The sequence below is a fragment of the Microbacterium sp. 5K110 genome (genome assembly GCF_005774735.1).
Lineage (GTDB): Bacteria > Actinomycetota > Actinomycetes > Actinomycetales > Microbacteriaceae > Microbacterium.
In genome coordinates this window covers 1-10,057 of sequence record NZ_VBUM01000107.1, presented here as the reverse complement: position 1 = coordinate 10,057, position 10,057 = coordinate 1, and the positions used below count along the sequence as shown (strand labels likewise).

Below are 10,057 nucleotides of genomic sequence, written 5' to 3'. Positions count from 1 at the left end.
GCCACCGCCCGCGGAATCCCGCGGGCCACCCCCGACTGAGCCGCAGCTTTTCAGGAGTTCGGCACGACACAACGGCCGACCCACCGTCCCCGGTCGACGGATGCCACGCCCCGGCGCTCCCGCCCGAGCAGCGTCGGGTCCGCAGCCCCGACCCGGCGACTACTGCGCGAGCAGCGTCGGGTCCGCAGCCCCGCGCCGGCGACTACTGCGCCAGAAGCGCCGGGTCGGCCGCCGTCGCCGCGGCCCGGGCCGCCACCGGCAGCGCCTCCAGCACACGCTCGAGCGCCTCGTCGTCGTGCGCGGCGGTGAGGAACCACGCCTCGAACACGCTCGGGGGCAGCGAGATGCCGGCATCCAGCATCGCGTGGAAGAACGGGGCGTACCGCCACGACTGCTGCGTCAGCGCCGTGGCGTAGTCGCGCGGAACCTCGGGCAGGAACGCGACACCGAAGAGCGAACCCGCGCGGGGGACGGTGTGCACGACCCCCTCGGCGGTGAGCGCCGCGTCGAGGGCGTCGGCGATGCGCGCGGCCGAGGCGTCGACCGCGGCGTACACCTCGGGTGTCGCCAGCCGCAGGGTCGCCAGGCCCGCCGCGACCGACAGCGGGTTCCCCGACAGCGTACCCGCCTGGTACACCGGGCCGAGGGGCGCAAGGTGGTCCATGACGTCGGCGCGACCGCCGAGGGCGGCCAGCGGCATCCCCCCGCCGACGACCTTGCCGAACGTGAGGATGTCGGGCAGGTACGTCTCGCCCTGCGAGGCCTGCAGGCCCCAGAACCCGGCGGGGTGCACGCGGAAGCCGGTGAGCACCTCGTCCATGATCAGCAGGGCGCCGTGGCTGTGGGCGATGTCGGCCAGAGCGGCGTTGAAGCCGGGCAGCGGCGGGACGACGCCCATGTTCGCGGATGCCGCCTCGACAATGATCGCGGCGATGTTCTCGCCGTGCACCGCGAACGCCTCGCGCACCGCGTCGAGGTCGTTGTAGGGGAGCACGAGCGTCTGCGCCGCGATGGGGGCGGGAACACCGGCCGAGCCCGGGAGCGCGAGCGTCGCGACGCCCGAGCCGGCGGCGGCGAGCAGCCCGTCGGAGTGCCCGTGGTAATGCCCGGCGAACTTGATCAGCAGGTCGCGGCCGGTCGCGCCGCGCGCGAGACGGATCGCCGTCATCGTCGCCTCGGTGCCCGTCGACACGAGGCGCACCTTCTCGACCGGCGCCAGGTCCCCGACGCGTACGCGGTGGGCGATCAGGTCGGCGAGCTCGACTTCGGCTCCCGTCGGAGCGCCGAACGACAGACCCCGGGATGCCGCCGACTGCACGGCTCCGACGACCTCGGGGTGCGCGTGGCCGAGCAGCGCCGGACCCCACGAGGCGACGAGGTCGACGTACTCGCGACCCGTGGCATCCGTGATCCGGGCACCGGACGCCGACTGCACGAACCGCGGAGTCCCGCCGACCGATCCGTACGCCCGGACCGGCGAGTTCACCCCGCCCGGAATGACGTCCTTGGCGCGCGCGAACCACTGGTCGTTGAGATCTGTCATGGCATCCATTCTCCCGGGCACCCTCGCGTGAGGGGTCAAGAACTGTCGCTTCAGCGCCGCGCAGGCGACAGAAACTGACCCCTCACGCGTCTACAGGTCGGCGCGGAGCCAGTGCGCGGCCTCGAGGGCCCAGTAGGTCAGGATCGCGTCGGCGCCGGCGCGGCGGATTCCGAGCAGGCTCTCGAGGATCGCGCCGCGGCGGTCGATCCAGCCGTGCGCCGCAGCGGCCTCGACCATCGCGTACTCGCCCGACACCTGGTACGCCCACACCGGGACGTCGACGGATGCCTTCACGTCGGCGAGGACGTCGAGGTACGGCAGCGCGGGCTTGACCATCACGACGTCGGCGCCCTCGTCGACGTCGAGCAGCGCTTCGCGCACGCCCTCGCGACCGTTGCCCGGGTCGAGCTGGTACGAGCGGCGGTCGCCCTTCAGCTGCGAGTCCACCGCCTCGCGGAACGGGCCGTAGAACGCCCCGGCGTACTTCGCGGAGTACGCCAGCAACAGGGTGTCGGTGAAGCCCTCGGCATCCAGCGCCTGGCGCACCGCGCCGACCTGGCCGTCCATCATGCCGGACAGCCCGAGCATCGCCGACCCCGCGCGAGCTTGAGCGAGTCCCATGGCGGTGTACCGCTCGAGGGTCGCGTCGTTGTCGACCGCGCCGTCGGCGCGCAGCACGCCGCAGTGACCGTGGTCGGTGAACTCGTCCAGGCACAGGTCGGTCTGCACGACGAGCGCGTCGCCGACCTCGGACACGACGGCCTCGGTCGCGACGTTCAGGATGCCGTTCGGGTCGTCGGCGCCCGAGCCCACCGCGTCGCGCGCCTCGGGGACGCCGAACAGCATCACGCCGCCGATACGCGCGGCCGCGGCCTCGGCGACCGCGCGACGCAGCGAGTCGAGGGAGTGCTGCACGACACCCGGCATCGAGCCGATCGGCACCTGCTGGGTGATGCCCTCGCGCACGAACAGCGGCAGCACGAGCTGCGACGGCACGAGGTGCGTCTCGCGGGCCAGGCGGCGGACGGCGGGGGTGCGGCGCAGACGCCGCGGGCGGTACTCGGGGAAGCTCATTCGGTGTTCTCGGACTCCGGGGTGACGGTGAAGCGGGCGACGGCGTCGATCAACGAATCGACCGTCTGGGTCTCGGCGATGACATCGACGTTCAAGCCCGCGCGCTTGGCATCCTTCGCGGTGCGCGGTCCGATCGCGGCGATGACGGTGGATGCCGGGATCTCGGGGAACTGCTCGACCACCTGTTCGGCGACCGAACCGCTGGTGACGAGGATCGCGTTGATCCGGCCCGAGTGGACGTCGGTCGCGATCTTCTCGGTGACCGGGACGCCGACCGTGCGATACGCCACGACGCTGCGGACGTGATGACCGGCCTCGATCAGCAGACGGGTGAGCACCGGCTTGGCGATCTCGCTGCGGAGCGTCAGGACCTTGCGGGGCTCGGTCTCGAGCGCGATCATCTGCTCGGCCATGCCCTGGGCCGAGTTGTCGCGGTCGGGGACGAGGTCGACGTGGTAGCCCACGGCCTGCATGGCCGCGGCAGTCGTCTCACCGACGGCGGCGACCTTCGTCGATGCGGGGATCTCGGCCCGGTAGGCGTAGAGCACGTCGACCGTGGTCGCGCTGGTGAGCGTGAGCCAGTCGAACTGGCCGCCGGCCAGGTCGGCGAGCGCCTGCTCGAGGGTCGCCTGATCGTTGGTCGGCGCGAAGTTGATCAACGGCGCGATGACCGGGACGGCTCCGCGCTGACGGAGGCTCGCGGCGACGCCGTCACCCCACGGGCCGCCGCGGGGCACGAGAACGCGCCAGCCGGCGAGCGGCTTTTCTGAGGTCGGCGTGTGCCGATGGCCTTCATTCATGTGGTCGACTCTCGTGGTACCAGGTCGGCCGCCCCACGTTCGAGCAACCGACGCGCGGCTTCTTGGCCCGCACGCGACGCACGCGCGATGGGTCCCCCGTCGTCGGCAGCATTCGCACCATTGCCACTGCCCGTTTCCCGAGCATACCCCGGCCCCACGCGCACGGTCCGATCGATACCGATCCGATGCGTACCGTCCAGCGCGTACACGATGGCCCGCAGACGCAGGTCGCCGTCAGCGAGGGCGGCGTGCGTGGCGACGGGGGCGTGGCATCCGGCATCGAGGACCGAAAGGATGGTGCGCTCGGCCGTGATGGCCACGCGGGTGGCCTCGTCCTCGAGTGCGGCGAGGGCGGCGAGGATCTCGGGATCGATGTCGGTGCGCGTCTCGATCGCGAGCGATCCCTGACCCGGCGCCGTCGGCCACTCGGCCAGCCCCAGGTACTCGGCCTCGAGGCCGCCCAGGTCGCCGCCGAGCCGCGAGATACCGGCGGCGGCGAGGATGACGGCATCCAGCTCTCCGTCGCGCACGCGGGCGAGGCGCGAGTCGACGTTGCCGCGGATGTCGTGGACGTCGAGCCCGGGGTTGTGACGCAGAGCCTGGGCGATACGGCGAGGCGACCCCGTTCCCACGCGGGCCCCGGCCGGAAGCGCCGACAGCGGCGTGCCGTCGCGGGTCACCACGACGTCGCGAGCGTCCTCACGCGGCGGGGTCGCGGCGATCACCAGGCCGTCGGGCTGCGCCGTGGGCAGGTCCTTGAGCGAGTGCACGAGGAAGTCGCACCGGTCGGCGGCGAGCGCCTCGCGCAGGCCGTTCGCGAACACCCCGCGACCGCCGAGCTGCGACAGCGAGGCACGGTTGACGTCGCCCTCCGACACGATGGGGACGAGCTCGACCGCGCGGCCGGATGCCTCGGCCACCGCGTCGGCGACCATCTGCGACTGCGCCATGGCCAGCGCGCTGCGGCGCGTGCCCAGGCGCAGGGGCGCACTCACTGGAGGATCTCGGGGATCTCGTCGAGCGTGACGCGGCGCCCCGTGTAGAACGGCACCTCTTCGCGCACGTGACGGCGCGCCTCGGTGTAGCGCAGGTCGCGCATCATGTCGACGAGGTCGGTGAGGTTGTCGGACTCCATCGGCAGAAGCCACTCGTAGTCGCCGAGAGCGAAGGATGCCACCGTGTTGGCGATCACCTCTCGGTACGCCGACCCCTTCTTGCCGTGCTCCATGAGCATCTCGCGACGCTCGGCCTCGGGCAGCAGGTACCACTCGTAGCTGCGCACGAAGGGGTACAGGCAGAGCCAGTCCTTCGCGTCGATGCCGCGGAGGAACCCCGGCACGTGCGAACGGTTGAACTCGGCGTCGCGGTGCACGCCCATCGCGTTCCAAGTGGGCAGCAGGTTCTTCAGCAGTTCGGTGCGGCGCAGGCGCCGCAGGTCGCGCTGCAGGGCCTGGGGGTCTTCGCCGTGCAGCCAGATCATGAGGTCGGCGTCCGCACGCAGACCGCTGACGTCGTAGAACCCGCGCACGGTGACCCCGTCGGCCTCGATGAGAGCGGTGAGGTCGGCGAGCTCGGTGGCGTCGACCGCGGTGACCGGGTTCTCGGGGTCACGGCGGAGGACCGCCCACAGGGTGTACACGGAGGAGGATTCATCGTGGGCCATGGGTCAAGTCTCGTCCTGCGGGCGCGGGCATCCAAACCCGTTGACTCGCCGGTGAAGCACCGGCGCCCGCGGAGGACACCACGCCGTTGGTACTGTGCGACGACGGCATCGGGGGATGCCGTCCGGAAGGGTTGCCCGATGTGGCTGTACCAACTCCCCATGTCGGTGGGGCTGCCGCTGTTCATCGCGATCGTCGTGGGCGGATCCTGCGGCATCCTGCTCGTGCTGCGACGCTGGGTGCGTCGCGTCGGCGGCCAGGGCGAGGAGTGGGACCGCGTCCTCAGCTACGCCGTCGGCGCCTACGGCGTCTTCTACGGAGTGACCCTCGCCCTCATCGCCGCGGCCGCGTACGGCAACTTCACCGAGGTCGACGGCATCGTGCTGGACGAGTCGTCGTCCCTGGCATCCCTGTATCGGACGGCCGCGATCCTTCCGGAGCCGCAGTCCACCGAGCTGCAGCAGCAGATCATCGCGTACACGCGCAACGTCATCGACGTGGACTGGCCGATGCAGGCGCGATGGGAAATCCCGCTCGAGACGGATGCCAACATCACGGCGATGCAGCAGGCCATCGCCCAGGTGAAGCCGACGACGTCGGCGGAGGCCCTGCACGTCGAGCAGTCGCTGAACCAGTTCCAGCTGCTGGTGGAGAATCGGCGCGAGCGTATCGCGCTGACTCACTTGGCGCTGCCGAACGTCCTGTGGATCGTGCTGAGCGTGGGGGCCTTCCTGAACGCGGTGCTCATCGGGCTCATCGAGGTCCGCAACCTCCGCGTCCACCTGCTGATGGCGGGCATGCTCGCGCTCTTCGTCGCGCTGCTGCTGTACGCGATCGCCGGTTTCGACCACGCGTACGCGGGGCCGATCGCCGTGACGCCCGAGTACTTCCAGGACCTCCTCGACGGCCTGTTCGTCAACGAGCCCTGACGCGGGCGCGCGGCCGGCGCGGCGGGCGCTCGGCGCGGCGGGCGCTCGGCGGGCAACCGCGCGGCGGGCGCGCGAACGCCCACGCTCGGGACGAACCCGCGGAACGTGGGCGTTCGGGAAAGCGGATGCCGGGACGGCGGCGTCAGCGCGCGTACGCGCGGACGAGGGCCCAGACCGTCAGGCCCACCGCGGCCGCGACTCCGGCGACGACGCCGGCCGCAGCGGCGGGGTTGCGTCGAGCCGCCTCGCGCACCTCGGCGACGCGGATGTCGACGGCCTCGCTCACACGGCGCGGGACGTTGGCCTTGACCTCGATGGCCGCGAGGGCGGCCTTCAGCTCGGCGCGCGCCTCTTGGACGGGGTCGGTGATCCCCAACGGCACCGCGGTGCGCGGCACGGGAACGGGACGCTCAATACTCATCGCCAGCCTCCTTCACGATGCGGACGTCTTCGGCGATGGCCTGACCGGGGTTCTCGCGCGTCGAGAGCTTCTTGAAGCGCAGGTATCCCAACAGCGCCAGGATCGCGGTGATCACGATCATCACGCCGAAGACGACGAGCGCCGACAGCCACACGGGCCACCAGGACGACAGTCCGGCGATGACGAAGGCGAAGAAGACCGGCACGGCCCAGAAGACGACGATGAGCGCGCCGACGAACCATCCCGCGCCGATACCGGCGTCCTTGGCCGTCCTCTGCGCCCAGGCCTTGGCGCCGTTGATCTCGGCGACGACGAGGTTGCGCACGAGCTCGGGGATGTCACCGAGCAGGGTGAACAGACTGTCGTCGGCGCGATCGCGGAAACCGCGGGGAGTGGTCATGCGTCAGCTCTCCGACGACGCGGAGCTGCTCTTGTTCGCCCGCGCACGCGTGGTCGCGCTCTTCTCGGCGCTCTGGGCGTCGTCGACGGAGTCCTCGACCGCGTCGGCGACCTCGCCCGCCGACGCCTTCGCGGCACGGCCGGCGCGCTCGGCGCGCTCGGAGACGGTACCGGACTGCGATGCGGCACCGGTGACGGACTTCGCGCCCTTCCACACCACACCGGGGACGGACTTGAGCGCGGAGACGCCGAACGCCTTCACCTTCTCGACCTGCCCCTGGACGACGGGCTGTTCCCAGACCTTCTCGGCCTGCGCCTTGATCTGCTCGTACCGTTCGCGGCCGGCACGTGCTCCGAGCACGTAGCCCGCCACGAGTCCGACGACGAGTGCTGCTTTGCCCCTCATGGGGTCTCCTCACGCTCGATCAGTGCTGGTCGACTCTCACGATAGCCATGTATTCCGATTCCGGCATCCGGCCTTGACATCCCGGCGCCGCGGGCCGACCATCGGCGCGCGGCGCCTCAGCCGCGCCGCCACAGGGTGGCGCTGCGCACCCGGTCGGCTTCGGCGCGCGCGTCCGGAATCACCTGCGCCAGACCCGTTCCCGACAGCCAGGCACCCGTGGCCCCGAGCCCCGGGACGGCGCGCACCGCGCCGCGCGCGGCAGCGGTCTGCGCCGCGCGCCCGATCGCGGCACCAGGCTGCGACTGCACGTAGCGCACGCGGTGGGACGCCCGCAGCGAAGCGGGCTCGAGGGCGACGCCCAGCAGCGCCGAAGCCTCGGACAGTGCGAGAGCGCCGGCCGCGTCGTCGTCGAGCGCCGCCGTCGCGGGCTCCTCGCCCTGAGCCCCGAAAGACACGCGGACGACGTGGATGCCCGGCTCGCTGGCATCCCGGACCCAGTCCCACTTCGCGGTCGAGTGCGTGAGGGCCTTCGCGACGTGACTGCCCGGGACCGTGAGCACACCGGTTCCGCGCGGCGCGGAGTCGAGAGCCGGAGCGTGCACGACGAGAGTGACGACGTCGACCACGGGCGCGAGGGGCTCGGTGCGGTCCAGGCTCGGCACGACCGGCGCGAGGAGCGCACGCGCCGTGACTTCCGGGAGCGCGACGATGACCGCGTCGGCCGGCAGGGGCTCGTCGCTCGCCACCTGCACGTGCCACGCGTCGTCGGCCCGGAAGATGCCCTCGACCGGGACGCCGGTCCGCAGGTCGACCCCGAGCTCGGTCAGGCGCGCGACGAGGGCGTCGACGAGTCGCGACATGCCCCCGACGATGCCTTCGACGGCGCCGCCGGGCGCCGGTGTGCGCGGGGCGGTTCCGGCCACGACCGGGACGTCGGAGGCCGGGGCGTCCACGGGTGACGCGGTCGCGCGCGCGGCGCGCAGATCGGCCACCGCACCGCCCAGCGAGCCGGTGCGGGTAAGGGCGGCATTGAGACCGGGAACCGCGAGATCGACGTCGATGTCGTCGGGGCGGGCGGAGTAGACGCCGCTCGTGACGGGCGCGACGAGCCGATCGAGCACGCGCGCGCCCATGCGCGAACGGACGAGGGCACCGAGGCTGCGCTCGTGACCGATCGTCAGCGGCGGCCGCAGGCGATCGACGTACGCGCGCCAGGCGCCCGCCCACCCGATCACGCGCCGCACGTCCGGTGCCCAGGGATTGTCCGGGATGCCGAGGATCCCGCCCTTCGGCAACGGCGCCGCCCCGATTCCGGGCACGCCCGCGACCCATGCTCCAGCGGGGTTCGGGGCGACCACCTGATCCGAGAGCCCGAGTTCGGACAGCAGGCCGCGGACGATCCCGCCGCGGGTGGCGAAGCTCTCCGCCCCGACGTCGAGCGTGAGGCCGCCCACCTCGGCCGAGCGCACGACTCCCCCGAACACGTCGGAGGCTTCCAGCACCGTGACCTGCATGCCGACCTTGGCGCACTCCAGCGCCGCGACGAGACCGGAGATCCCCCCGCCGGCGACGACGACGCGGCTCTCGTGCGCGTGTTCGGCGAGGCGCTCGAGCGGGTCGCTCACACCGACTCCCCGTGCGCGTGGGCGACGATGCGGCTGAGCACGGTCGGGTCGGTGTCGGGCGGCACGCCGTGACCGAGGTTCAGGACGTGGGCGCGCGCCGCGCGGCCCCGCGCCAGGATGTCGTCGATGTGGGCGGCGAGCACGGGCCACGGCGCCCCCAGCAGCGCGGGGTCGATGTTGCCCTGCAGCGTCGTGTCAGGGCCGACGATGGCGGCGGCCTCGTCGAGCGGCATCCGCCAATCGACGCCGACCGCGTCGGCGATGCCCCCCAGACGCATGTCGGCGAGGAACGGCCCGGTACCGACGCCGAAGTGGATGCGGGGCACCTCGATGCCCTCGAGCGCGGTGCGGGAGTGCGGAGCGACGAATTCGAGGAACGCCGATCGCGACAGCGAGCCGGCCCACGAGTCGAAGAGCTGGACCGCCTGGGCACCGCCGGCGATCTGCGCGTCGAGGAACGCCTTCGACACCTGCGCCAGCCACCCGGCGAGCCGATGCCACGACTCCGGGTCGGCGTACATCATGCCCCGGGCCCGGAGGTGTTCCTTCGACGGACCGCCCTCGACGAGGTATGCCGCGAGAGTGAACGGGGCACCGGCGAAGCCGATGAGCGGCACCGCGTCGTCGAGCTCGTCGGTCACGAGACCCACCGCCTCGCGGATCAGCTCGGCCGCTGCCGCCACGTCGGCGGGATCGATCGAGGTCACGCGCGCGACGTCGGCGGCGGTGCGCACCGGCTCGGCGAATACCGGGCCACGCCCCGGCTCGATCTCGACGTCGACACCGGCGAGACGCAGCGGCACGACGATGTCGCTGAAGAAGATGGCGGCATCCACCCCGTGTCGGCGGATGGGCTGCAGCGTGATCTCGGCCGCGAGCTCGGGTGTCAGGCACGCGTCGAGCATGCGGGTGCCGACCCGCAGGTCGCGGTACTCCGGGAGCGAGCGCCCCGCCTGTCGCATGAACCACACCGGCTGCCGCTCGGGACGGTCGCCACGGAGGGCACGGAGGAGGGGCGCGTCGGGGGTGGCCATGGCATCCATCCTTCCACTCGGCTCCGCTGAGCGACGAGGATGCCTCGATGTCGAGAGGCGACCAGGAATACCTCGCGGGGGCCGGGCGTAGAATATGGATGTGCTGCTCTGCGTGAGCGCGAGTCACAAGACCGCGTCCTTCGATCTCCTCGAGCGGCTCAGCGT

General features: G+C 72.1%; 11 protein-coding genes. 1 reads left to right on the top strand and 10 read right to left on the bottom strand.

All coding sequences use genetic code 11. From position 1 onward, the window contains the following. Positions 1–202 precede the first annotated feature (202 nt). The 5 genes from hemL to hemQ form a co-directional block, all read right to left on the bottom strand. Positions 203–1,543 carry a glutamate-1-semialdehyde 2,1-aminomutase gene (gene hemL, locus FE256_RS16325; protein WP_138177769.1) on the bottom strand — a complete coding sequence of 447 codons (1,341 nt, stop codon included), beginning with the start codon at positions 1,541–1,543 and terminating at the stop codon, positions 203–205. A 90-nt stretch (positions 1,544–1,633) separates the two neighbouring features. Continuing rightward, a complete protein-coding gene (gene hemB, locus FE256_RS16320; RefSeq protein ID WP_138177767.1) occupies positions 1,634–2,617 on the bottom strand; it encodes a porphobilinogen synthase in 984 nt (327 codons plus the stop codon). After that, positions 2,614–3,417, bottom strand: a complete 804-nt coding sequence (locus tag FE256_RS16315) for a uroporphyrinogen-III synthase (RefSeq protein WP_138177765.1) — start codon at positions 3,415–3,417, stop codon at positions 2,614–2,616. Before FE256_RS16315 ends, hemB begins: the two co-directional genes overlap by 4 nt. Then, positions 3,414–4,412, bottom strand: a complete 999-nt coding sequence (gene hemC, locus FE256_RS16310) for a hydroxymethylbilane synthase (RefSeq protein ID WP_138177763.1) — start codon at positions 4,410–4,412, stop codon at positions 3,414–3,416. The genes FE256_RS16315 and hemC overlap by 4 nt, the downstream gene beginning before the upstream one ends. Then, complete coding sequence (gene hemQ / locus FE256_RS16305; protein ID WP_138177761.1) at positions 4,409–5,080, bottom strand: hydrogen peroxide-dependent heme synthase; 672 nt, start codon at positions 5,078–5,080, stop codon at positions 4,409–4,411. Before hemQ ends, hemC begins: the two co-directional genes overlap by 4 nt. Positions 5,081–5,218: 138 nt before the next feature. Between hemQ and FE256_RS16300 the strand changes: the two genes are divergently transcribed. Then, the gene (locus FE256_RS16300) at positions 5,219–6,007 is read left to right on the top strand and encodes a bestrophin-like domain (protein WP_138177759.1); all 789 of its coding nucleotides are present in this window, start codon (positions 5,219–5,221) and stop codon (positions 6,005–6,007) included. 142 nt (positions 6,008–6,149) lie between these two features. Here FE256_RS16300 and FE256_RS16295 read toward each other — a convergent pair whose 3' ends face one another. The 5 genes from FE256_RS16295 to hemE form a co-directional block, all read right to left on the bottom strand. Next, a complete protein-coding gene (locus FE256_RS16295) occupies positions 6,150–6,428 on the bottom strand; it encodes a hypothetical protein (protein WP_138177757.1) in 279 nt (92 codons plus the stop codon). After that, positions 6,418–6,828, bottom strand: a complete 411-nt coding sequence (locus FE256_RS16290) for a phage holin family protein (RefSeq protein WP_138177755.1) — start codon at positions 6,826–6,828, stop codon at positions 6,418–6,420. The genes FE256_RS16295 and FE256_RS16290 overlap by 11 nt, the downstream gene beginning before the upstream one ends. 3 nt (positions 6,829–6,831) lie before the next feature. Further along, positions 6,832–7,233: a hypothetical protein gene (locus tag FE256_RS16285; RefSeq protein WP_138177753.1), complete on the bottom strand. Its 402-nt coding sequence runs from the start codon at positions 7,231–7,233 to the stop codon at positions 6,832–6,834. Between the two features lie 116 nt (positions 7,234–7,349). Beyond that, positions 7,350–8,858, bottom strand: coding sequence for a protoporphyrinogen/coproporphyrinogen oxidase (locus tag FE256_RS16280; RefSeq protein WP_138177751.1), 1,509 nt, complete (start codon positions 8,856–8,858; stop codon positions 7,350–7,352). After that, entirely contained in the window at positions 8,855–9,892 is a 1,038-nt protein-coding gene (hemE, locus tag FE256_RS16275; protein WP_138177749.1) for a uroporphyrinogen decarboxylase, read from the bottom strand. The genes FE256_RS16280 and hemE overlap by 4 nt, the downstream gene beginning before the upstream one ends. Between the last annotated feature and the right edge of the window lie 165 nt (positions 9,893–10,057).

Coding starts and splice junctions, on each gene's coding strand:
- FE256_RS16295 (WP_138177757.1), bottom strand. CDS start 6,428: ATGAGTATTGAGCGTCCCGTTCCCGTGCCGCGCACCGCGGTGCCGTTG.
- hemB (WP_138177767.1), bottom strand. CDS start 2,617: ATGAGCTTCCCCGAGTACCGCCCGCGGCGTCTGCGCCGCACCCCCGCC.
- hemE (WP_138177749.1), bottom strand. CDS start 9,892: ATGGCCACCCCCGACGCGCCCCTCCTCCGTGCCCTCCGTGGCGACCGT.
- FE256_RS16300 (WP_138177759.1), top strand. CDS start 5,219: ATGTGGCTGTACCAACTCCCCATGTCGGTGGGGCTGCCGCTGTTCATC.
- FE256_RS16285 (WP_138177753.1), bottom strand. CDS start 7,233: ATGAGGGGCAAAGCAGCACTCGTCGTCGGACTCGTGGCGGGCTACGTG.
- hemL (WP_138177769.1), bottom strand. CDS start 1,543: ATGACAGATCTCAACGACCAGTGGTTCGCGCGCGCCAAGGACGTCATT.
- FE256_RS16290 (WP_138177755.1), bottom strand. CDS start 6,828: ATGACCACTCCCCGCGGTTTCCGCGATCGCGCCGACGACAGTCTGTTC.
- hemQ (WP_138177761.1), bottom strand. CDS start 5,080: ATGGCCCACGATGAATCCTCCTCCGTGTACACCCTGTGGGCGGTCCTC.
- FE256_RS16315 (WP_138177765.1), bottom strand. CDS start 3,417: ATGAATGAAGGCCATCGGCACACGCCGACCTCAGAAAAGCCGCTCGCC.